The organism is Herbaspirillum seropedicae, from assembly GCF_001040945.1.
Lineage (GTDB): Bacteria > Pseudomonadota > Gammaproteobacteria > Burkholderiales > Burkholderiaceae_D > Herbaspirillum > Herbaspirillum seropedicae.
This window is the reverse complement of sequence record NZ_CP011930.1, coordinates 1004969-1028842: the sequence shown is the minus strand read 5'-3', so window position 1 is coordinate 1028842 and position 23874 is coordinate 1004969. Positions and strand designations below refer to the sequence as shown.

18 protein-coding genes are annotated in these 23874 nt (G+C 60.4%); 11 read left to right on the top strand and 7 right to left on the bottom strand.

Annotated elements, in window-relative coordinates; genetic code table 11:
* Positions 1–254: 254 nt before the first annotated feature.
* Positions 255–1070 carry an AraC family transcriptional regulator gene (locus ACP92_RS04680; protein ID WP_013232971.1) on the bottom strand — a complete coding sequence of 272 codons (816 nt, stop codon included), beginning with the start codon at positions 1068–1070 and terminating at the stop codon, positions 255–257.
* 274 nt (positions 1071–1344) lie between these two features.
* Between ACP92_RS04680 and ACP92_RS04675 the strand changes: the two genes are divergently transcribed.
* A complete protein-coding gene (locus ACP92_RS04675) occupies positions 1345–3072 on the top strand; it encodes a 2-isopropylmalate synthase (RefSeq protein WP_013232970.1) in 1728 nt (575 codons plus the stop codon).
* A gap of 1030 nt (positions 3073–4102) precedes the next feature.
* On the opposite strand, the gene ACP92_RS04670 is transcribed toward ACP92_RS04675, so the two are convergent.
* Positions 4103–5227 (bottom strand): helix-turn-helix domain-containing protein, encoded by a 1125-nt coding sequence (locus ACP92_RS04670; protein ID WP_198136712.1) that lies wholly within the window; start codon positions 5225–5227, stop codon positions 4103–4105.
* Between the two features lie 362 nt (positions 5228–5589).
* Here ACP92_RS04670 and ACP92_RS04665 point away from each other — a divergent pair, with 362 nt between their 5' ends.
* The 3 genes from ACP92_RS04665 (at position 5590) to ACP92_RS04655 (ending at position 8858) form a co-directional block, all read left to right on the top strand.
* Positions 5590–6837 (top strand): acyl-CoA dehydrogenase family protein, encoded by a 1248-nt coding sequence (locus ACP92_RS04665; protein WP_013232968.1) that lies wholly within the window; start codon positions 5590–5592, stop codon positions 6835–6837.
* A gap of 259 nt (positions 6838–7096) precedes the next feature.
* The gene (locus ACP92_RS04660; RefSeq protein ID WP_048348500.1) at positions 7097–7960 is read left to right on the top strand and encodes a transporter; all 864 of its coding nucleotides are present in this window, start codon (positions 7097–7099) and stop codon (positions 7958–7960) included.
* 415 nt (positions 7961–8375) lie between these two features.
* Positions 8376–8858, top strand: a complete 483-nt coding sequence (locus ACP92_RS04655; protein WP_013232966.1) for a group I truncated hemoglobin — start codon at positions 8376–8378, stop codon at positions 8856–8858.
* 426 nt (positions 8859–9284) lie between these two features.
* Here ACP92_RS04655 and ACP92_RS04650 read toward each other — a convergent pair whose 3' ends face one another.
* A complete protein-coding gene (locus tag ACP92_RS04650; RefSeq protein ID WP_232284905.1) occupies positions 9285–10109 on the bottom strand; it encodes a transporter in 825 nt (274 codons plus the stop codon).
* Between the two features lie 540 nt (positions 10110–10649).
* On the opposite strand from ACP92_RS04650, the gene ACP92_RS04645 reads away from it, so the two are divergent.
* The 6 genes from ACP92_RS04645 (at position 10650) to ACP92_RS04620 (ending at position 17260) form a co-directional block, all read left to right on the top strand.
* Positions 10650–12164: an amidase gene (locus tag ACP92_RS04645; RefSeq protein ID WP_013232964.1), complete on the top strand. Its 1515-nt coding sequence runs from the start codon at positions 10650–10652 to the stop codon at positions 12162–12164.
* A gap of 70 nt (positions 12165–12234) precedes the next feature.
* Positions 12235–12834, top strand: coding sequence for a nitrile hydratase subunit alpha (gene nthA / locus ACP92_RS04640; protein ID WP_013232963.1), 600 nt, complete (start codon positions 12235–12237; stop codon positions 12832–12834).
* Positions 12835–12895: 61 nt separating this feature from the next.
* Entirely contained in the window at positions 12896–13555 is a 660-nt protein-coding gene (gene nthB, locus ACP92_RS04635; RefSeq protein WP_013232962.1) for a nitrile hydratase subunit beta, read from the top strand.
* Positions 13552–14793, top strand: a complete 1242-nt coding sequence (locus ACP92_RS04630) for a GTP-binding protein (protein ID WP_013232961.1) — start codon at positions 13552–13554, stop codon at positions 14791–14793. The genes nthB and ACP92_RS04630 overlap by 4 nt, the downstream gene beginning before the upstream one ends.
* Before the next feature lie 25 nt (positions 14794–14818).
* Positions 14819–15868 (top strand): aliphatic aldoxime dehydratase, encoded by a 1050-nt coding sequence (oxdA, locus tag ACP92_RS04625; RefSeq protein WP_013232960.1) that lies wholly within the window; start codon positions 14819–14821, stop codon positions 15866–15868.
* 468 nt (positions 15869–16336) lie between these two features.
* Complete coding sequence (locus ACP92_RS04620) at positions 16337–17260, top strand: helix-turn-helix domain-containing protein (protein ID WP_013232959.1); 924 nt, start codon at positions 16337–16339, stop codon at positions 17258–17260.
* A gap of 95 nt (positions 17261–17355) precedes the next feature.
* On the opposite strand, the gene ACP92_RS04615 is transcribed toward ACP92_RS04620, so the two are convergent.
* The 4 genes from ACP92_RS04615 to ACP92_RS04600 form a co-directional block, all read right to left on the bottom strand.
* Complete coding sequence (locus tag ACP92_RS04615; RefSeq protein ID WP_013232958.1) at positions 17356–18504, bottom strand: acyl-CoA dehydrogenase; 1149 nt, start codon at positions 18502–18504, stop codon at positions 17356–17358.
* 36 nt (positions 18505–18540) lie between these two features.
* Complete coding sequence (locus ACP92_RS04610; protein WP_013232957.1) at positions 18541–19743, bottom strand: acetyl-CoA C-acyltransferase; 1203 nt, start codon at positions 19741–19743, stop codon at positions 18541–18543.
* Between the two features lie 78 nt (positions 19744–19821).
* Positions 19822–20586, bottom strand: coding sequence for an SDR family NAD(P)-dependent oxidoreductase (locus ACP92_RS04605; protein WP_013232956.1), 765 nt, complete (start codon positions 20584–20586; stop codon positions 19822–19824).
* 48 nt (positions 20587–20634) lie between these two features.
* Positions 20635–22305, bottom strand: coding sequence for an AMP-binding protein (locus ACP92_RS04600; protein ID WP_013232955.1), 1671 nt, complete (start codon positions 22303–22305; stop codon positions 20635–20637).
* A gap of 128 nt (positions 22306–22433) precedes the next feature.
* On the opposite strand from ACP92_RS04600, the gene ACP92_RS04595 reads away from it, so the two are divergent.
* Positions 22434–23468, top strand: coding sequence for an AraC family transcriptional regulator (locus ACP92_RS04595; RefSeq protein WP_013232954.1), 1035 nt, complete (start codon positions 22434–22436; stop codon positions 23466–23468).
* The last annotated feature ends 406 nt before the right edge of the window (positions 23469–23874 follow it).

Genomic DNA, 23874 nt, shown 5'->3' with positions numbered 1-23874 from the left:
TGACCATCGCAAGCCCCCCGTTTGCATTTTGGTTACGCACGCAGTAACAGCGGCGCCTTGGACAGACGCCCTGCAGAAATCGAACCAGGGGGATGGGATGCTAATTATTATTCATTCGCCAACACGTTCCCGTTTTGGGATCAGGCAACGTAAGCCGCTTTGAGCCAAAGCCTGTCGATGAGTTCCCTACATGCCGTCAGCAACAGACGCTTTTCTACCGACCTTATTGTTGAGCTTGAAGGCCGAAGGCCGCCTCAGCATGGCTCCCGCGCCGGGAAGAACGCCGACGGCGGCTTGCCGAATTGCTTGCCGAATGCCGTGGTATAGGCGCTATGACTATCGTAGCCGCTGGCCAGCGCCACCTGCGTGATCGGCATCCCCTGCATCAACAGGGGTAGCGACGACATGAGCCGCAACTGCTGACGCCATTTGCCGAAGGTCATCCCGGTCGATTGCAGAAACCGCCGATGGAAAGTCTTCTGCCCCATGGCCAGCCGGTCGGCCCACTCCGCGGCCGTGGCCATATCGCCCGGATCGTCCAGCAAGGCCTGGCACAGGCGTGCCATCGGACCATCCGTCTCGCTCATCGGCCAGGGCAGATGGAAAGGCAGCGTCGGCTGGGTCAGCACTTCCTCCATCACGAGCGCGCCCAGCAAACGCATGCGCTTGGCTGACATGTTCTCTTCCCGGGCCTGGGCCAAGGTGATGATCAACTCGCGCAGCAGAGGCGAGACATGCACCACGCAATCAAACGCCGGCAGGCGCGCGCACACGTCCTGGCGCACAAACAATCCATACGCCTGCAAGGTGACCGGCATCGCCAGGCTGTGCGCCACACCCGAGCGCAACCACACCGCCGCAGTGGGTGGCACCAGCCATTGACCGCTTTCGGCCTGCACGCGCAAGAGCCCGCTGTCCGCATAGATCAGATGGCCCTGCGGGTGTTGATGCATGGGCACTACCGAACCTGCGGGATAGCGCCCCGAGACGCCGAACACAGGCAATTCCTTCTCAGGTCTTGCTTCCAGATCGAAGGCCTTCCAACCATCTTCAGTAGGGTAAAAGCCCATCGCGCCGCACTTTGTCCAATTTGATAAAGAATATGTCGATTTTTATGTAGATAGACAAAACGTGCAAGCCTAATATCGACAGCACACCCTTTCGCTGGAAATCCTGTCATGCCCACATCCGGTCTTCCTCCACGGCTACTACTCCTGATTTCCGCTCGGGGTCCGCGCGCCCGTTGGCGCCACGACCGACATTGACTTCCCTGACCCCGACCGCCATCAGCTTGTTCCAAGCCAGGGGAGTCAATCTTTCGACGACTCTCCTGAACTGTTCCCCATGCTGACTGATCCCTCCCAGAAGTACCGGGCCATTGCCCCGGTCGACCTTCCCGACCGCCGATGGCCCTCCCGCACACTGCGCCAGGCCCCGACCTGGCTGTCCACCGATCTGCGTGACGGCAACCAGGCCCTGTTCGAGCCGATGAACCGCGAGCGCAAGCTGCGCCTGTTCCATGAGCTGGTGCGCATCGGATTCAAGGAAATCGAAGTCGGCTTCCCCGCGGCATCGCGTATCGACTTCGAGACCGTGCGCCATCTGATCGACGAGCATCTCATCCCCGACGACGTCACCCCGATGGTGATGACCCAGTTACGCGCCGACCTGATCACCGAAACGGTCAAGAGCGTGGCCGGCGCCCGACGCGTCATCGTGCATTTCTACAATGCCATCGCACCGGCCTGGCGCGAGATCGTATTCGGCATGAGCGTGCCGCAGATCATCACCCTGGTCGAAGACCATATCGCCTTGTTCAGGCGGCTGACGGCGGTCCATCCTGAGACCGAATGGATCCTGCAGTATTCTCCCGAGACCTTCTGCATGGCCGAGCTGGAGGTCTCACTGGAGGTCTGCAACGCCGCCATCCGCGCCTGGGACGCAGGGCCGCGACGCCGCATGATCATCAACCTGCCGACCACGGTGGAAGTCTCCACGCCCAACGTCTTTGCCGACCAGATCGAATGGATGGACCGGCGACTGGAACGCCGCGAACACCTCATCTTGTCCGTGCACCCCCACAACGACCGCGGCACCGCAGTAGCCTGCGCCGAGCAGGCCATGCTGGCCGGCGCGCAGCGGGTGGAAGGCTGCCTGTTCGGCAATGGCGAGCGCAGCGGCAATGTCGATGTGGTCACGCTGGCGTTGAACCTGTACACGCAAGGCATTGCACCTGGGCTGGATTTTTCCGACATTGCAGCGCTGGCGCGCGTGGCCGAAGAATGCACCGCCCTGCCCATCCACCCGCGTCACCCGTATGTGGGCGATCTGGTCTTCACGGCCTTCTCCGGCTCGCACCAGGACGCCATCGCCAAGGGCTTCGCCGCGCAACGGCCCGATGCGCCCTGGCGTGTGCCCTACCTGCCGATCGACCCGACCGACCTGGGACGCACCTATGACAGTATCGTGCGCGTCAACAGCCAATCCGGCAAAGGCGGTATCGCGTTCCTGCTGCAAAGGGATCACCACATCACCATGCCTCGCCGCATGCAGGTCGAGTTCAGCGCGATTGTCCAGGCGCTGGCCGACGCCAGCGAAACCGAACTGACCAGCGAGCATCTCTGGGACGTCTTCGAACGCACCTACCTTGCGCCGGTGCAGGCCAGTCCCGATTTCAGCGATCGCACCTCCCTCGCTCCGGCGCTGGAGCAGCGTCGCTTCATCTATCGCAGCCATTGCCTGCATCCGCACCCGGATGGCGAGCGCATCGTGCTGGAGCTGGCCGACACGGAAGGCAATGTCCGCACCGTGGAAGGCTCGGGGAACGGCCCGATTGCGGCAACGGTGGCGGCGCTGGGCTTGGCGCTGCGCATCGATAGCTACGAGGAAAGAAGCCTGGGCGTCGGCGTCGGCGCCGACGCCCAGGCGCTGGCCATCGTCGAGGCAGCCTTGCCGACGGTGCCGGGCTCGCGCTTCGGCGTGGGACGTCATGAGAACATCACGACGGCGTCGATCATGGCAGTGCTCAGTGCGGCGAGCCGGTTTGCCGGGGAGGAGCAAGGCAAGGGTTGATCGGCAGCATGCTTCCGCATCAGGAGGGATCCTGATGTGGATGCAGATTCATTACTGTCATGCATGCGGCGCGACGCAATATCAGAAGGCACTCTTGCGCCGCTGCTCAAGAGCATGGACCGCAGCCGATACGACCTCATCTTTCCCCAGGCTGATCTCGCCCCCCTTGTTCCTTGGTAATAACGCCCCCGGTCGGTTTGCTGAAGGTAATCGCCAGTTGCTCGCGAATTGCTGAACGTGTTCCAAATCATCCCACTGATACTGAGATAGCCATTCATAGCGTACAGTCCTGTTGAACCGTTTCACCTAGGCGTTCTGCTGCGGCTGTCCCGGCTGGATGTACTGCAGCTCAATGCTCGCCTGCTACGCCCACTGTGTATAGCGGAACTCAGATAGTCCGGGCCGTTGTCGCATATGCCCCCTTTTTTTGCAACGCTATATTGAAGAAGTTTTTGGCTTGCCTAAATCTCTCTCCTATCTATCTGGATAGTGGCCCCCGACCGTGACTATTCGAGAGCCTAGATAGTCGATGTGGTAATCGTGCGATTCGTTAAGCATTTGACGCTCCCAAGTGCTTTAAGAGCGTCGCTTACCCACAGGAGACTCTATTAGTGCAATGTCCGCCAAATATTACCCACTGAAATACGCGGCAAAGTGCTTCGAATACAATCGCGAAGTTACAAAAACGAATTGCCGGGTCGGAAGTCTGTCAGAAGCCTCAAAATAAAAAGGGGTCCCGATCACTCGGAATCCCTTCTAAACACTGGTAGCCCCCCCGTGAGTCGAACACGGCACCAACAGATTATGGGTCAAAAGCGTATGTTGACGGCACGCCGCAAAGCCCCATCCGACGCCGGCTACTGGTTACGCACACAGTGCGCCAATTCGCGGTTTTGCGCTCGTTTGGGCAAAATACTCCCCAGCAAAAAGACGAGAACCGTCTCTCGAACCATGTCGCTCCATCGGACGCTCTGACGAATTGGATTTCCCGATCCACGTAGCATTGTCAGCGCGAGAAAGTACCTGCTCATTAAGGGCGAGTCATGCTGAAAGGCGATGGGTGTCCTGCACCAAGCGTGGCATCCAAGGATGACACGGAGAATGCCCCGCCGTTCCCCGCATCTAAGCCCCCCTTGAGTGTGAAGTCCGCAAACTCGCGCGGACAGACGCCGAAGCGTCGCTTGAACAATCGGGAAAAGTGGGATGCATCGCTGAATCCCCAGCGCAACGCCACGGCGAGCACGCCGGGGTGACCAGGACTTAGCAGATCACGCGCACTGCGTTGCAGGCGCAATTCCCGGATCAGGCTACTGACAGAGAGCGGCGCCTCCTCGAACAGGCTATACAGCGTGCGGCGCGAAACCTTGAAGCGCGAGGCCAGCATGTCCGGCCCAAGGTGAGGCTCTTCCAGGTGGTCGCGGATGTAGGTCTCGACGGCCAGGCGAATGGCCTCACGCACAGGGAGTCGGTCGCGCTCTTGAGCCTCCAGCGTGGCGCCCAGCGCGATGGCGATGATGCTGTTGAGCGCGGCGCTGAGACAGTCCTGTACGCCGCTACCCATGTCCAGATCCACTTGCTCAAGCGAACGGGCAAAACGCGATGCCACCAGTCCCATGCCCGCTTTGCCGTCCACCCGACGTGCTGTAGCCTTGTAGGGTGAGGCCAGCCTGGAGATCACTTGCTCCCTGGGGATGCGGAACGAGAGCACATGCCAGTCCCCTTGGTAATCTAGGAAGTAGGGGCGGGTGCTATCGACGATGGAGAAGTCGCCGGGAAGTACCATGCTTTCCTGGCCATCCTGGCGCACTACGCATGAGCCTTCCAGCTGGAAATTCGCAAAGCAGTACTCGACCGGATTGCGGCGGATCTCCTCTCCGCGTCGCTGAATGTGTTGCGCCTTGGAAAACACGCGCGTCTGCGCAGTCGTCGAGAGTGACCGTGAACTCACCTCTCCCGCAAAATCAATAACCGTATGCTTTTCATTAAGGATGGGATTGAGTGAGACGAATGCCTCGCACAATACCTCTCGCCAGTAGCTGAAGCGCTCATTCTGCGCGCGAGATTGAGTAGACCAAAGTTTCATTGCAGCCATCCCCTCGAGACGTCCGGTGCGTGCGCGGTGGATGCCCGAACACGCCTTGAGTTCTCGCTTCATTGCACAAGTAGTCAAGTAGGCCTTGCACGAAAAGTCAACTTGGCAGAGACCTGACGCATCGTCGCCACGCCGTAGGCGACGTTCGCCCCACACTGGGGATGCACAGCGGCGCGCGCTTCTTGCTGGTGCCGTCAGATGCACCAGAGCCGGTAGTCGCATCGACTCAGGCTGGGCTTTGCCAGCGTCGACCCGGGCAGTCGCAAGGTTCATGCCAGCAATTCACTATTCCCCCCTCTTCAGCAAGCGTTGGGGCTTGCGCAAATGAACAAACGATGTTGCACAAGCCGGCGAGACCACACCAATCCTGTTCTCTAGGATGAGTCTCGCTTTTCCCGTCAACACTGCAAAATAGGAATTTCTCCATGTCCATCGATTTTCAACTCTCTGAATCCCAGAAGGCTTTGCAGGCAGGGGCGCGCGCCTTCGCTGCCGACGTCTTGCGCAAGGTCGGGCCCACCATCACGCCGCTGGTCAAGCCGGACGAACGCTTCTACGCGACGCGACCGTTCTACCAGGCCATGGCCGATGCCGGCTTCATCAAGGCGCTGCTGCCGGAGTCATTCGGCGGCACGGCGCTCAGCACCCTGGACTTCGCCTTGGCTGCGGAGGAGCTCACCGCCGTGGATGTGAACGTCCCTTCGGCGCTGCTGGGAACGGGCCTGGGCTTACATGCGGTCGTGCATCATGGAACACCGGAGCAGAAACAGCGCTTCTTGCCGGACTTCATCGAAGATGGTTCACGTCTGGCCGCACTAGCCTTCACCGAGGTCACTGGCGGCGCCAACTACGACAGCACCGATCCGTCCGTGGGAGTGCAAACTTTTGCCCGCCTGGAAGGCGACGAATGGGTCATCAATGGCGCCAAGCACTACACCACCAATGGCACCGGCTGGGATGGCAAGGGCGCGCATCTGTATAGCGTCATTTGCCGCACTGATCCCGCATTGCCGCCACAGCAGTCACTGGCGGTGATCATGGTGCCAGGCAATGCGCCGGGCATCGAGATCGTCGGTCTGCTCGATACCATGGGGCATCGTGCGACGATCTCGCCACGCGTGCACTTCAACAATGTGCGAGTGCCCGCGTCGAACATCGTGGGCAAGCCCGGCGATGGGATCTCCATGCTGGAAGCTGCCTTTTCATGGACAGCGGCACTGATCGGTTCTGCCTGCGTGGGGGTGATGCGCACCGCCTTCGATATCGCGCTGAGGTTTGCGCAAAGCGACCGACGCTCCGGCACCATACCGGTAATCGAACACCAGAACGTCGGCTTCATGCTGGCCGATATCAAGATGCGCATCGAGGCCGCCCGCTACCTGACCTGGAAGTCCTGTCATCAACTGGATCTGACCGAAGGCCGAAGCCGCGAGCTGGCGATCATCACCAAAACCTACTGCTCGGAACTATGCGTGCAAGTGGTATATGACGCAATGCGCGTCGTCGGCGTCGATGCATATACAGACCTCTACCCTCTGGCCGGCTTGATGCAGGACGCGCTTTGCTTCCCCCTTTATGACGGCGGCAACATGGGAGTACGCCGTCGCCAGCTGCACACATTGCTGCGTTCGAAGGAATACGACGCGATGGCCTCAGCTGAAGCACGAGGATAAGAGCGTGATCGCACCACGCAGGAACGGACGTTTCCGACATCGGCAATGGCTGTTCCTGCCGACGCATCCGCGATTACCCCGGTGCGCGCTAGGCAACTGCCTCGCTCCGGCCTGGAGGTGCAACGACGACACCTCATCAATCTCACCAGTTGAAACCAATAGAGGTACCGCTGTGAAAACAATACTTCCCCACTGCCCCTGCCCGGCGTCCCGGTTGTCCAGGATTTGGCTCAATTCGCGTATGCCTGCCGCAAGAAAAATGCTAGCGCTGGCAGCGTTGTCGCTGGTCGTGATGTTTCCCGTGGCAGCACACGCTATCGATGTGGATATCGGCGACTTTGTCCCGGCGCCAGGAGGCACGACGGTAGGTCTGCTTTACTACCAACACGCCGAGCGTGACAGTCTTTACACGAAGGGCCAGAAAGCCGCGCTCAATCCCAGGTTGGTGTCAGATATCGGCATCGCCAGACTGGTGCACTACACCAGCATCGGCGGCCTGGCTTTTGCCCCGCAGGTTCTGTTGCCTTTCGGGCGGCTTGACGCCGGGCGCGATACGGCTCCTTTGGGGCAGACCAGTGGAGTAGGCGACATCATCCTGGCCGCGCCGTTCTGGCCGCTCAATGACGCCGCATCCCGTACCTATCTTGGCATCGCCCCCTACCTGTACCTGCCCACCGGCAGCTATGACCGCAACCGTGCGCTTAACCTGGGTGAACACCGCTGGAAGTTCGATCTGCAGGTCGGCTTCGTGAAGGGATTCACCGAAAAATGGTACCTCGACCTGACCGGGGACGTCATGTTCTATGGCAAGAACAACGACTATGGCAGCAACGGCGCGACCCAGAGGCAGAAGTCTCTCTTCCAGGGCCAAGCTTACCTGCGCTACCAGTTCACGCCTGTCGCCAATATCTTCGTCGGTCTGTCGCAGAACTGGGGCGGAGAAACACGGGTCGATGGTGTCGCCAGCAATGATGAAGCGCGCCAGCGCAAGGCGAGCATAGGCGGCAGTTGGTTCATTGGCCCCAAAACACAACTGCTGGGCGCCATCGGCCGTGACCTTTATGTACAAAATGGTTTCAAGGAAAACGCTCGCATCAATTTGCGGCTGTTGCGAGTCTTCTGAGCAGCAGCAAGAAAAGGTCCAGAGAGCTGCGACGTTGCGGCTGATCTGTCCCGCTTCAAGTTGAGACTTGAAGCGGGACAGGCCTCAGTGGGCTGATACCTGACACCACAATAGTTTGCAGAGGCTTTTTTCTAACCGCAGACTCCAAGTCGTTCTCGTGTTGAATTGGGAAACCAGTCACCCCGGGTGAAGGGCATCAATTCGCACAACGATCTGCGACGTTGTCTATTTCCGTCAAGTTGATTGACCCTCAGAAGCAAGCTGCAATGAACCGTCGTCGCTACATTGGACACGGCAAGCTTGTTCGTTGTATTCACGCGGACGTCATCGCTTGCGTATGCCCCGACTGGATCTGGAAAAGATTTTCCTCCCCGCCGGGCCACCAGGAATCACATCAACATGGAGAAGCGATAACATGGCTGACAGCCAAGCATCCGAGCCTCAACAGCCTTCCCTCTACGAACGTCTGGGAGGCTACGACGCGATCTACAAGTTTGCAGGAGAAGTGCTGCGGACCTGTATGAAACACCCAGCCATAGGTCATATCTGGAGCCACATGTCGGAATCCACCTTCCAGAAAGAGCACATCAATTTTGTCGATTTCCTGTCGGTCCACTGGGGTGGAAATGCACAATACAGAGGACGCGACATGGTGACCGCACACCGTGGCATGGGCCTCACTGAAGTTCATTGGCAAGCAGTGATGGAATGCATGGACGAATGCTACGACAACTTCGCAGTGCCTGCAGATATCCGGGAAGAAGTCACGGCCTTTCTGACCAAGTTCAAGCCCGCGGTCATCGGCAGCCCATCCTACCGCGACGTCGTGCTGGCCCATCCGGAAATGGATGTGGCCAAGGGAATGAAAAGTGTAGGCATCACCTGGCCCAAACCTTGAGTTTCTTGGTCGAACGAAACTTGTTCACCTGGTGATCAATCACTGATTGCCCGCCAGGTGATCGTCCGGCGATTTGTTCAACCAACAAGCTGACTTCCGCCAAAGACGAATTTCCTTGCCAGCATTTCCTGTTCTTTTTTCCTGTCCCATGCAGGGCAATCAAGTACAGCCTCGGCTCCGCCTTGAGCTTCTCTGTTACAGCCGCGCGCTGCTCGATCAGGGACGCATTCTGCTGCCCGACTAGGCCTCATGCCTCCCCAGTGTCAGCGCGGCACTCACCGGCTTCAGGCAGGACACGATACTCAGCTTCATCGTGGGCCCTCGAAGGTAAAAAACCAAACTGCATGAGCTTTTTGCTCCACTGCCTGCTTCAAGCCAACAGCCATCGGCGCGGATCAAGCTTGCACACGATGGCTGCCCGCCTGGTCAGAAGATCTGCAGCAACCGCAGGTTCAGACGGAAGTTTTCCTTGAATCCATTGTCCACCGACAAGTCGCGACCGATACTGCCCATGATCTGCGTCTTGGCCGCCACGAAGGTGCTGCCACCAAAGGAAATCTTCAACTGATTGGGCTGGTCGTGGTTGTCCACGCCATTGACGCGGGTCTCACCGCCCCAGGTACGCGAGAGCCCCGCAGTGGCGTTGGTGGTGGCGGAAAACTGGTAGCGCAGATAGGACTGCAATTGATAAAGCGGTGCTTGGCGCATACTGCCGCGACCACTTCCATAGTCGTTGTTCTTGCCAAAGACCATGACGTCGCCGGTCAGGTCGAGATACAAGGGACCGGATATCCGCTGGACCAGACCCGCTTGCAGATCGAACTTCCAGCGGTTCTCGCCAACATTGAGCGCGCGACTGTCGGAATACGATCCGGTGGGCAGGTAGAGATACGGGGCCACCGCAAAGAAGGTCGATTTTGCAGGATCGTTGACGAGCCACACAGGCGCGGCCAGGATCAGGTCACCCAGGGCGTTCTCACTGCCCAGCGCCTTGATGTCGCGGCCACTGCGCAGACTGGCGAAGGGCAGCAGCACCTGGGGACCCACGGTATAGCCGCCGATGTTCATGTAATGCACCAGGCGCAGGATGGTCACATCGGAGGTCAGCAAAGGATTGCCAGGATTGCGGTTACCACTGCTGTAGCTGGCGTCGCGTTCGGCATGCTGCTGGTAGAGCAGACCGGCGGTGGTGCCAGCGGGGGCCGGCACATAATCTGCCGGATCGACATCGATGGCACAAGCGTCGGCCATCACGCCCATCGCCAAGGCAACGGCAATGGAGAATAGGACCGTTCGCAATGAGGCGAAACGGGGCCCGGATTTCAGGTTCATGTTCATCTTGTCCTCTCTTTTCATATGGATGGAATCGCCGTTTTCCGGACAGGCGTTGTCACACGCCAGCACCGTTCCGACGGTGATGAAAAGATAAAGAGGCGAAGCCCGCCTGACTCGTCAAATCAGGCCAAGGTACTTGCCATAACAAGACATTTTGAAAACCGATATTTCCCGCGTCGGCCTTGACGTGGATTGCGTACCTGTCGCGCCCTTCCTGGCTTGCAGAACGCACAGACAGAAATACGTAAACGATTTCTCATTTTTCCTCACGACACCTGGCTGACTTGTCCGCAAATGACAAACGAATGACCTGTAAGGACAAGCAGTAACAGTGACGCTCGCCAATGATAGCGATGCGCGGTGGCCGCCAGGAGCTTGCGGACTGCCGATGCTGACCTTCCCATTGCAGTGCAATGCACCTCTGCGGTGCATTCGAAATACAGGAGCGCGAATTTCATGTCTATCGTCCGACCCACCCCAGAGCAACTCAAGGAGCTCGCCAGCTCTCTGCACATCCAGCTCACCACGGAGCAGGCCAGTCAATACCTGGACTTGATGCAGGCAAGCTTCGATGCCTACGATGTCATCGATGGCTTGCCCGATGAAATTCCCGCCGTCAAATATCCGCGCTCGGCTGCCGCCCGACCGGCAGCCAAGGACAATCCACTCAACGCCTGGGCCTGCAAAAGCACCGTCAAGGGCGCCGCCGAGGGCAAGCTGGCGGGCCGCACCGTGGTGCTCAAAGACAATGTGGCCCTGGCAGGCGTGCCGATGATGAACGGCTCTTCCACGCTGGAAGGCTTCGTGCCGAGCTATGACGCCACCATCGTGACCCGCCTGCTCGATGCCGGCGCCACCATTCTGGGCAAGGCGACCTGCGAGCATTTCTGCCTGTCGGGCGGCAGCCATACCTCCGATCCCGCGCCGGTTCACAATCCGCGCCGCCATGGCTATGGTTCCGGCGGATCCTCATCGGGCAGTGCGGCGCTGGTGGCGGCAGGCGAAGCGGACATGGCCATCGGTGGCGACCAGGGCGGCTCGATCCGCATTCCCTCAGCCTTCTGCGGCACCTATGGCATGAAGGCCACGCATGGCCTGGTTCCCTATACCGGCGTCATGCCCATCGAAGCGACGGTCGACCATGTGGGACCGATCACCGCCAACGTGCGCGACAACGCCCTGATGCTTGAGGTCATCGCCGGCGCCGACGGACTCGATCCGCGCCAATATGCACCCGAGGTGCAGCCTTATACCGCAGCGCTCGATCGTGGCGTGCGTGGCCTGAAGATCGGCATCCTCACCGAAGGATTTGCCCTGGGCAACATGGATAAGCGGGTGGCAGACAAGGTGCAGGAGGCGATTGCCCAACTGGAAAAACTGGGAGCATCCGTGGCTACCGTATCGGTCGAGGAACATGCGCTGGCCGGTGCGCTCTGGCAGCCCATCGGCTGCGAAGGCCTGACCATGCAGATGATGCACGGCAACGGCATGGGCTTCAACTGGAAGGGGCTCTACGACCTTGGCCTCCTGCAGCACCACGCCCATTGGCGTGAACATGCCGACGATCTGTCGGCCACGCTCAAGCTGTGCATGTTCGTCGGCCAATACGGGCTGACCCGGTATCAGGGTCGCTTCTACGCCAAGGCCCAGAACATCGCCCGACGCGCACGCGCCGGCTACGACAAGGCGCTGGCTGATTTCGATCTGCTGGTCATGCCCACCGTCCCCATCATCGCGCAGCCATTGCCGGCCGCGGGCTGTCCCCTGGCCGAGTACGTCGCGCGCGCCTTCGAGATGATTGGCAATACCGCGCCGCTGGACATCACCGGCCACCCGGCCATGTCCATTCCCTGTGGCACGGTCGACGGCTTGCCGGTGGGATTGATGCTGGTCGGCAAACACTACGCCGAAGCCACGCTCTACCAGGCAGCGGCGGCCTTCGAGGCCAGCATGGATTGGCAGCAGCACTGATGTTTCTTTCGTGAAGTTCCTAAAGGCATTTTTTCCCACCCCGCATTTTCAAGCCAGGAGTCAACAAATCATGAGCAATCCATCCTCTTCCGCACAGACATCCACCCCCGGTGAACGGGCCTGGGCGCTCTTCAAGGTTCTCAACGACAAGAAGCTGATCCCGGAAGGCTACATCGAAGGCCTGACCGATCTGCTGGCCAACAAGTTCGACCCGGCCAATGGCGCCCGCGTGGTGGCCAAGGCCTGGAGCGACCCGCAATACCGCGAACTGCTGCTGCGTGACGGCACGGCCGCCTGCGAAGAGTTCGGCTACACCGGCCCGCAGGGCGAATACATCGTGGCGCTGGAAGACACGCCCACACTCAAGAACGTGATCGTCTGCAGCCTCTGCTCCTGCACCAACTGGCCGGTACTGGGCCTGCCGCCGGAGTGGTACAAGGGCTTCGAATTCCGCGCCCGCCTGGTGCGCGAGGGACGCACGGTGCTCGCCGAGCTCGGCACCGAACTGCCCAAGGACATGACGGTGAAAGTCTGGGACACCAGCGCCGAGACCCGCTACCTGGTGCTGCCGATGCGTCCGGCCGGCACCGAAGGCTGGAGTGAAGAGGCGCTCAGCAAGCTCATCACCAAGGACGTGCTCATCGGTGTGGCCCTGCCCAAGGTCGGTTGAGCACCGGTCCGGTACACAGCAGCTTGATTCTTATTTCTAATCAATCAACGGAGATTCAAACATGGATGGCTTTCACGACCTCGGCGGTGTTCAAGGCTTCGGCCGGATTCCGCACACCATCAACAGCCTCGATTACAAGAAGGTCTTCAAGCAGGACTGGGAACACCTGGCCTATACCTTGATGTTCCTGGGCGCCGATCACATGAAGCTCTACAGCGTGGACGAAGTGCGTCACGCGGTGGAACGCATCGAGTTCCGCCAGCAAGCCAACACCCAGTACTACGAGCGCTATGTCATCGCTACCGCATCGCTGCTGGTGGAGCTAGGCGTGCTCACCCAGCAGGAACTCGACGAGGCGCTGGGTTCCCACTTCCAGTTGGCCCGCCCCGCACAATCCAAGGGCCGCCCCGCCATCACCGGCCGTCCGCCCTTTGAAGTGGGCGACCGCGTCCTGGTGCGCGACGAACGTGTCACCGGCCATATCCGCTGCCCAGGCTATGTTCGCGGCAAGGAAGGCGTGGTGCTGCACCGTACCACCGAACAATGGCCCTTCCCCGACACCATCGGCCACGGCGACAAGAGCGCCGCCATGCAGCCGACCTATCACGTCCAGTTCAGTAACCGCGATGTGTGGGGCGATGCCTGCGACGATGGCTTCGTGGTGGTCGACCTGTTCGAAGGCTATCTGGACAAGGCGCCGCAACAAGGTGGACGCGCATGAACGAACCGGCGCCCGAGGTATTGCTCAATGCTCAGGCGCAGAGGATCCCGGTGACGGTGTTATCGGGATTTCTCGGATCTGGCAAGACCACCTTGCTCAACCATATCCTGCGCAACCGGGCAGGAATGAAAGTGGCGGTCATCGTCAACGACATGAGCGAAGTCAACATGGATGGCGACGATGTACGGCGCAATACCGAACTCTACCGCGGCAATGACGAACTGGTGGAGATGAGCAATGGCTGCATCTGCTGCACCTTGCGCGCCGACTTGCTGGAGCAGGTCAGCGCACTGGCAAGGTCGGGCCGTTTCGATTATCTGCTGATCGAATCGACCGGCATTTCCGAGCCCATTCCGGTGGCGGAAACCTTTGCATTTCTCGACAGCGATGGTTTCAGCCTGAGCGAGCTGGCGCGACTGGACACACTGGTCACGGTGGTCAACGGCGAGACGTTCGAACAGCAATTGGCTGACCACGTCGCCATTGCCCAGGCCGATGGCGCCAGCACGCGCCCGCTTTCCGACCTGCTCATCGAGCAGGTCGAGTATGCCAACGTGATCCTGGTCAGCCGTGTCGACCTGATCGACGCCAGCGCCTTCGCCTCGCTCAAGGCAGTGCTGCAGAAGCTCAATCCGACTGCACGGATTCTGCCGATGGCGCACGGCGAGGTCGATCTGGATCAGGTACTCGATACCAGACTGTTCGATCTGCCCAGCTTGGCCCGCATGCCAGGATGGATGCAGACCATGGATGGCGCCCACCCGCCTTCCGAGGCCGACACCTACGGCATCTCTTCCAGCGTCTATCGCGCACGACTGCCCTTTCATCCCGGCCGCCTGCTGGACTGGCTCGGACGTCCTTGGCGCAATGGCCGCCTGCTGCGCTGCAAAGGCTATCTCTGGATCTCCAGCAGATATTCCGACATTGCCCTGCTGGTCCAGACCGGCGGCCAGTTCCAGTGGGGCTTCGTGGGCCGCTGGTGGCGTTTCATCGAGCCGGCCCAATGGCCGCAGGACACCTATCGCCGGCAAGGCATCCAGGAAAAGTGGGACGCATTGGCGGGCGACTGCCGACAGGAACTGGTCTTCATCGGCCAAGGCATCGATGGGGACTTGCTGACCGAGGAGCTCGACGCCTGCCTGCTTACCACCACCGAAATCGAAGCCGGTCCGGATGCCTGGGCGCAGCTATACGGTGCGGCCGCGTTCGACGAGCGCGCCAGTACCACTTTGCATTGATATTTTTCCCAGAAGGAGATCCCGCATGGAATCCGCAATCGACCAGCATCTCAAATGTCCTCGCACGCTCTCACGCCGGGTGGACGACGATTATCAACCTCCCTTCCCGATGTGGGTCGGCCGCGCTGATGCAACGCTGACGCAAGTGACGATGGCCTACCTGGGCATCCAGTTCAAGGAAGAAAAGCGGGCGCAGGCACTGCAGGCCATGCGCCACATCGTCTCCAGCTTCGCTCTGCCCGATGGCCCAGGCAACCATGACATGAGCTATCACCTCGACAACCAGGGCTATGGCAACTTCATCGTGGTCGGCTACTGGCGTGATGCGGGCCGCTATTGCCGCTGGATGCGTTCCCCCGACGTCGCCGGATGGTGGGACAGCGATGCCCGGCTCGCCGATGGCCTCGGCTACTTCAGGGAAGTCTTCTCGCCACGCGCCGAGCAGTTCGAGACCCTGTATGCATTCAAGGAAGATCTGCCCGGGGTGGGCGCTGTCATGGACCGCATCAGCGACGACATAGAAGAGCACGGGTATTGGGGATCGATGCGTGATCGTTTTCCCGCTTCGCAAGTGGACCGGATGCGCCCTTCAGGCCAGCTTGAAGTGCTTTCCGGCGAGCCGGCCAAAGGCGGCCGGGTGCTGCTCAAGGGGCATGACAACATCGCCCTGATCCGCTCCGGCCAGGATTGGGTCGATGCCGACCCGGAGGAGCGCGCGCTCTATTTCAACGAGATGCTGCCACCTCTGCAGGATGGCATGGACTTCCTGCGCGACCAGGGGAAGGAGATCGGCTGTTACAGCAACCGCTTCGTGCGCAATGTGGACCTGGAGGGCAATCTGCTCGACATTGCCTACGACATCGGCCACTGGCGCTCGCTGGATCTGCTGGAACGCTGGGCCGAATCACATCCCACCCACCTGCGCATCTTCACCACCTTCTTCAAGGTCGTCACTGGCCTGAAAAAACTCAGGCTTTATCACGAGGTGTCGGTCTCCGATGGTGCTACGCAATGGCTGGAATACATCAACTGCCATCCGCAAACCGGTATGTTGCGCGACGCTAAAACTTCCTGAGCAGAAACACCCCCGAGCCGGTCAACCGACGGGGCATCGGCAAGACCACTGGGTGATCCACCCAGTGGTTTTTTTTCGCCCTGAGCAATATGCTGGGCACTGCCTGGAACCACGCCGCCCTCACCTGCCAGCATTTTCTTCGCTGCGCTGAAAACGCTCTGCCCTGGCTGCTTTCCGGGCGATCTACGGTCGTGAAGTGTACGCAAGCCTCGATCAGATTCCTCCATCAGCGCAGCTTGTCCGAATCTCCTGAGGCAGGCATAAATTTTGCACAAAATATGTAGCGCCATTGGCAGCGATGCATGAAATTCTATTGCCCTTGCGCGTTCATCTGGCGGATACTTTGCTACCGGGGATCGGTCTTCCAGCAGCCACAATGCTGCACGAAACCAGCCAGCCAAGCTCATTCGCCAGCCCGGTCATCAGCCAGCATGTCTGCATCGACTCGATAGATCAGGAGTGCCCCTTATGAAGGCTCAATACACCACTGAGATCGTCGAAGCGCCAAGGCGCTTCGAGTATTGGAATGATGTCGTCTGTCGTCATTGCCTCCAGGCAGACAGCAAGCTGTTGGGAGAACCGGTCTTCGACGGCGCCATGTCCGTCAATTCCATCGGGATGGTCGATATGGCCATCATGAGTTCGCCCTTGCACCATTGGCGACGTGATGCGCACCATATTCGTTCAAATCCCGACGACGACCTGTGGCTCGCCTTCATGGTCAGCGGCGAAGCCTATCTGGCACAGGACGGGCGCCAGGCCCGCCTGCAATCGGGTGACATGGCCTTGTACGATGGCGCCCGCCCTTTCGAGTTCGCACTGGGCCCCGAGAAGATCTATCTGACCCGCTTGCCACGCAAGTCATTGTTGAGCCGCTGTCCCGAAGCCGAACACCTGACCGCGCAGTTGATCGACGCCCGCAGGCCCGGTGTGATGGCGCTGCGCTCGATGCTGGAAGAAGCAGGCACTTGCGAATTCAACGATGCCGAGTCGGCGGTCCGCTATAGCGCCGCCTTGCTGGACGTGCTCGCCTTGAGCCTGGCCGCCCCCGGCGCCAGGACAACTGCGGCAGAAAAGAATGATCTCTACAAACGTGTTCTCGCCTATCTGCGAGAGAACTATACCGACCCGCAACTCAATCTCCACGTCCTGGCCGCAGCTCACCACGTCTCCGAAAGAACGCTGACACGCGCCTTCGCCCAGCACAACCAGACTCCCATGGATGTGCTGCGCCGGGTGCGATTGCAAGCCAGTTATCGCGCCCTCACCGAAGGCAATGCCGGCAATGTCACCACGGCGGCGCTGGACGCCGGGTTCTCCGATCTGTCCCACTTCAGCCGGGTATTCCGCGCCGCCTTTGGCTGTACTCCGCAGAGCCTGTTGTCGCACTAGGTCACGGTCCCCAAAAGAATAAAGGCTGCAAGGCTGCCGATTGGCATCCTTGCAGCCTTGCAGCCTTTATTCGTTCGTTAGACCTACGTCACCTTTCACGCATGCGCTTGATCGCTGGCGATGGCCCGACCGATGACCAGGCGCTGGATATCATTGGCCCCTTCATAGATCTGGCAGATGCGCACGTCACGGTAAATGCGCTCGACCGGAAAGTCGCTGGTATAGCCGACGCCGCCATGGATCTGGATCGCATCGGAGGCAATTTTCTCGGCGGCCTCGGAGGCGAACATCTTCGCCATCGAGGCCTCCTTGAGGCAAGGACGTCCCTGATCCTTCAACTGGGCGGCGCGCCACACCATGAGCCTGGCCGCATCCAGCAAGGTGTTCATGTCGGCCAGGCGGAAATTGACGGCCTGGTGCTCGATGATGGGGACTCCGAACGATTCCCTCTGCCGGGCATAGCTGACGGCGGCCTCGAAGGCGGCGCGCGCCATGCCTACGCTCTGCGCGGCAATGCCGATCCGGCCGGCCTCGAGATTGGACAAGGCGATGCGATAGCCCTCGCCTTCCTTGCCGAGCAAGGCTGTGGCAGGAACACGGCAGTTGTCGAGCATGATCTGGACCGTATCGGAAGCATGCTGTCCCATCTTTTCTTCGCTGCGTCCGACCACGAAGCCCGGCGTATCACACGGCACCAGGAAGCAGGAGATGCCCTTCTTGCCTGCTGACCTGTCGGTGACGGCAAATACGATGGCCACCCCGGCGTGCTTGCCGCTGGTGATGAATTGCTTGGTCCCGTTGAGGATGAAATCGTCACCATCGCGCTCGGCCCTGGTCCTGATGGCTGCTGCGTCCGAGCCGGTATGCGGCTCGGTCAGGCAGAAGCAGCCCAACATCTCGCCGCGCGCCAACGGCTTGAGCCATTGCTCTTTCTGGGTCGGGCTCCCGTACTTCTCGGTAATGCCACAGGCCAGTGAATTCTGGACCGAGACGATGGTTGAAGTCGCCCCGTCGCCTGCGGCAATCTCTTCCAGTGCCAGCACCAGGCTCATGTAATCCATTCCGGCGCCGCCCCACTGCTCTGGCACGCACATGCCCATGGCGCCCAACTCGGCCAGTTCCTTCAGGGCCTCGGCGGGAAAGGTATGATTTCTGTCCCAGTCCGCAGCAAAGGGTAACAGGCGTTCCTGGGCAAAGTGACGCATAGCGTCGCGGATCATCTCGTGTTCAGGACTGAGCAACATTTCCCGACCTTTCTTCATGCGAGCAGTGCTCGACCGTCATGACAGCTCCAGGGCGATGGCGGTCGCTTCGCCGCCGCCGATGCACAGACTGGCGATGCCTGTCTTGAGCCCGCGTGCTTTGAGCGCTCCCAGCAAGCTCACGATGATGCGCGCCCCGGAAGCACCGATGGGGTGTCCTAGCGCACAGGCGCCCCCGTGGACATTGATCTTCTCCATGTCGATGTCCAGTTCCCGGCTGGCCGCCATGGGCACCACCGCAAATGCCTCGTTGATTTCAAACAGGTCCGTGCTGGCGGCATCCAGCCCGGTCTTGGCGAATATCTTGCGCAGCACGCCAATGGGGGCAGTGGGGAATTTCTCGGGCGCACCGGCATACGAGGCGTGGCCCAGGATCCTGGCCAAGGGCGTCAAGCCCTGCTTGAGCGCCGCCGATTCGCGCATGAGGAGCAAGGCCGCTGCGCCGTCAGAGATGGAAGAGGAATTGGCGGCAGTGACCGTGCCGTCGACACTGAAGGCTGGTTTGAGCGTGGCGATGCGCTCCAGGTTCACCGCCATCGGCCCCTCATCCTGGCTGATCACGACGCTGCCCTTCTTTCCCGCCACGTCGACAGGAACCACTTCCCAGTCGAAGCCACCGCCGCTGATCGCCTGGCGCGCGCGCAAGGTGGACTGGACCGCAAAGGCATCCTGCTGGGCCCGGGTGAAACCGAACTCGCTGGCGCAGTCCTCGGCGAAGGTTCCCATCAGGCGACCGCGATACTGGTCCGAATAGGCGTCCTCCAGTCCATCGAGGAACATGTGATCCAGCAACCTGTCGTGCCCAAGCCGGTAACCCCGTCTGGCCTTGGGGAGCAGATACGGGGCATTGGACATCGACTCCATGCCGCCGGCCACCACCATTGACGCCGAACCGGCCAGGATGCTGTCATGCCCCAGCATGACGGCCTGCATGGCCGAGCCGCAGACCTTGTTCAAGGTAGCGCAGGCTACCGTCTGCGGCAAACCGGCACGCAAGGCGGCCTGCCGTGCGGGAGCCTGGCCCAGGCCTGCCTGCAGCACGCAACCCATCCACACCTGCTCGATCTGCGCGATCTGGGCAGCAGATAGCTGGGCACGTTGCAGGGCGGCCGATATCGCCACGGCGCCCAGGTGTGGCGCCGGCAGATCAGCCAGGGCTCCCTGGAAGCTACCCATCGCGGTACGGGCGGCCGACACAATCACAACCGGGTCTTCGGACATGTTGTTCCTCTTTGCAGCTTCATTGATATGTCATGTATCTTGTTCGTTCATACATCTGCCTGGGCTGCCTGGGCTCCTTTACTTGGCGCTCATGCGCAGCGCACCATCCATGCGGATGACCTCGCCGTTGAGGTAGCGGTTTTCCAGGATATGCATGACCAGGCCGGCAAATTCGGATGGCTTGCCGAGCCGGGGTGGGAAGGGTACGTTGCGGCTCAAGGACTCCAGCACTTCCTCCGGCATCCCCAGCATCATGGGCGTTTCGATGATGCCGGGTGCGATGGTCACGACACGTATGCCATGGCGGGCCAGCTCGCGCGCCATCGGCAAGGTCATCGACACCACCCCGCCCTTGGAAGCGGCATAGGCCACCTGCCCCATCTGCCCGTCAAAGGCCGCAATCGAGGCCGTGTGGATGATGACGCCACGCTCGCCCGTCGCGTCGGCCGGGCCAGCGCTGATGTGCTGCGCTGCCAGCCGCGCCATGTTGAACGAGCCCACCAGGTTGATGTTGAGTGCACGCATGAAACTGTCCAGTCGGTGCACGCCGCCCTTGCCCAGCAACTTCTCCCCCGGAGCAATGCCCGCGCAGTTGACCAGCCCGACCACCGCCCCCATGGAGCTGGCAACGCCAAAGACCTCCTGCGCGCTGGTCTCACTGGTGACGTCAGTGAGCACGAACCGGGCATTGGCGCCGAGCGTGGCCTGCATCTTTTCGCCGGCCACCGGATTGACATCGGCCAGAACCACCTTGGCGCCGGCCCTGATGAGCTGCTCGGCAGTGGCCGCCCCCAGTCCGGAAGCCGCGCCGGTGACGACGTAGACACCTTGTTTTACAGCCATTGTCTCTCCTCGCTTATTCTCGATTGAATCAAACGCGACCCGCGCGTTTCAGGGATGGCCAGCGCGCCGGTCCGCCTCCATCTTGCGCAGCACGAAACGCTGCAGCTTGCCGCTGGGCGTCTTGGGCAGGGCGTCGAGAAACTCGATGGCGCGTGGATAGGCGTGGGCGGAAAGACGCCGTTTGACGTGTTGCGCCAATTGTTCCCTCAATGCATCGCTGGCCTTGAACTGGTCCGAGAGGACCACGAAGGCCTTGACGATCTCGGTACGCTCCGGGTCCGGCAGGCCGATGACGGCCACGTCAGCCACCGCCGGGTGCTCCAGCAGTGCGCTTTCGACATCGAACGGCCCGATACGATAGCCCGCCGAGGTAATGACATCGTCGGAGCGTCCAATGAAACTGATGCTGCCGTTGGGCTCCAGCTCGACGTTGTCGCCAGTGGAGTAATAGCCGTGGGCAATGGCAGGCGTATCCTGCTTCCAGTAACCGGAAAACCAGTACAGCGGCGATCTCGCGATGTCGATGGCCAGCTCGCCTGGCTGGTTCGCACCAAGCTCCTGGTGGTTCTCGTCGAGCACCACGACGCGATACCCTGGCATGGCAAAGCCGGCCGATCCTGGCACGACCTCATGTCGCAAGGCGTGATGGTTGTTGACCACCATGCCCAGCTCGGTCTGTCCGTAATGGTCATGGATGGGGACATCCAGGGCGCTGGCGAACCAGCGCACCACCTCGGCGTTCAATGGTTCACCGGCACTGCTGACCGCGCGCAGCCTGCCTTTGACACTGGCGGCGGCCTCCTCGCCTGCGGCCATCATCATGCGATAGGCCGTGGGCGCACCGGCCAGGCTGGTGATACCCAGGCGGCGGATGGTCTCGTAAGTCCCGCTGACGGTAAATGCGGCTTCGTTGAAGGTGATGCCGTGGCCGATGGCCAACGGGCCGATGATCGCGTAATAGAGGCCATAGGCCCAGCCCGGATCGGCCATGTTCCAGAATTTGTCCTGCGGCAGCAAGCCGACTGCCTCGCGCATGTAGACCGAGAACGCCTGCAGCGCCGACAAGGGCACCGGCACACCCTTGGCCGCACCCGTGGTGCCGGAGGTGGACATCATGAGCATCAGGTCGGCGCCGCTGCGCAGGACCGGCGCGAAGTCATCCGACTGGGCGTCCACAGCAGCGCGGAAATCGATGTCACCGGCACGCAGGGGATCGTTGCTTTCCCTGACCGTGCAGACTTGGGGACAATTGGCAATCTCATCGAGCTTATCCCGGTTGGCCACATTGGTGACGATCAGGCTGGCGCCGCTCAGCGCCAGCCGATGTTCTATCGCCTTCGGTCCGAAGGCCGTAAAGAGGGGCTGGTACACCGCGCCGGCGCGCAGCGTGCCCAGCACCGTAGCCAACAGCTCCGGCGTGCGCGGCAGCATCCCGGCCACGATCTGGCCCGGCTGGATGCCTTGCTGCCTGAGCAGATTGGCCACCCGTGCCGCCATCGAGCGTACCTGCGCAAAACTGTACTGTTGATGCTCGCCATGCAGGGAGACGAACTCCAGGGCGATGTTATCTCCCTTGACATGCCGGTCACAGCACTCGACACAGGCATTGATGCCGGTCTCGAAGTCTCCTTGAAACTGCTCTCGCAGCGTCTCGATGCGAAATCCTGCATAGACGTCTGCATAGTCCGGCTGGCGCGGCGCGGGGATAAGCTCAGGCATGATGTCGTCTCCACTTTGTATTTTTTGCGCTTACACTCGTGACTTCAATGTGTATGGCAATAGATACTAGGCCGGCAAAACATTGCAATCAATGACAAATAGCTGCTGATTCCTTGATCGGATTTACCATGTTGAAAAAGACCTGCGACACGGCTCCCATCCCTTTCTCATTTGTGGAAGACGCCTTGGGCTGCCTGGTGAGGCAAGGATATGACACCGAGCCAGTGCTGCAGGAGGCGGGATTGACCACGGATGAGGTCGGGCCGGTCAGCGCGGAGCAATATGGAGCGTTGTGGCTGGCTATCGCGCGCATCACGGACGATGAGTTCTTCGGCCTGTCGGCGCGTCCCATGCGCCAGGGAAGCTTCACCTTGCTGTGCCATGCCGTGCTGCATGCAGAGTCGCTGGGACAGGCATTGCGCCGGGCCTTGCGCTTCCTGCGCATCGTACTGGATGAACCGTATGGCGAATTGCGGATCGATGACGGCAAGGCCCATATCATCCTGATCAAGAACAGGTCGCCCTATCCTGCCTTTGCCTACCGGACTTTCTTGCTACTGCTGCTCGGACTGGCCTGCTGGCTGGTAGGCCGGCGCATTCCCTTGCAGTGCATCGACTTTTCCTGCGCTCTGCCGGAAGGAAGGCCTGATTATCTGGAATTCTTCGGGGTGCCCGTCAACTTCAACAAGCCTCGATGCTGCCTGAGCTTCGAGTCCATCTATCTTGATCTTCCGGTGATCCGCTCTGACGCCGCGCTGAAGCCCTTCCTGCGGGATGTGCCGGCCAACCTTCTGGTGCGATATCGTCATGACACCGGGTGGGTCACCAGGCTGCGCGCCTGTCTGAAGCAATCGTCTCCCACCGACTGGACGGACTTCGAAGCAATGGCCGAGCGGCTCGGCGTATCGCCAGCCACCCTGCGACGTCGCCTGCGTGACGAAGGACAAAGCTATGCCTCCCTCAAAGATGAAATACGCAGCGGCATCGCCCAGACGCTGCTCGGAGCAAACGAACTCAGCGTGGCTGCAATAGCTGCGCAGCTTGGTTTCACGGAAGCCAGTGCATTCCATCGGGCCTTTCGCAAGTGGACGGGAAAAAGCCCTGGGGTTTATCGGCGGGACTTATTGCAGGTCAGGGTGGTTGATTCACAGCGCTGCGGTTGATGTTGTTCACGATGACTATTCAACATGTCCATACCTACCTGACGCCGGCAAACAAGAACCACCTCGCGTTCGCTGATTGTGACGCACTACTTTCAGCTGAAAAAAAAGGGACTCCGATCTCTCGGAATCCCCCTTTAGATAGTGGCAGCCCTCCCCGTGAGTCGAATACGGCACCAACGGATTATGAGTCAAAAGCGCATGTTGACGGCACGCCGCAAAGACCCATCCGACGCGGGCCACTGGTTACGCATACAGTGCGCCAATTCGCGGTTTTGCGCTCGTTTGGGCAAAATATTCCCCAGCAAGCAAGCTGGGAATTATCTCTCGAAATCCTGGGCAGGATTTGTTATTCGGAAACAGCGTGTGAAACTAGCTTAGCCGCCTGCCCTGTTGATTAAGAATCTGC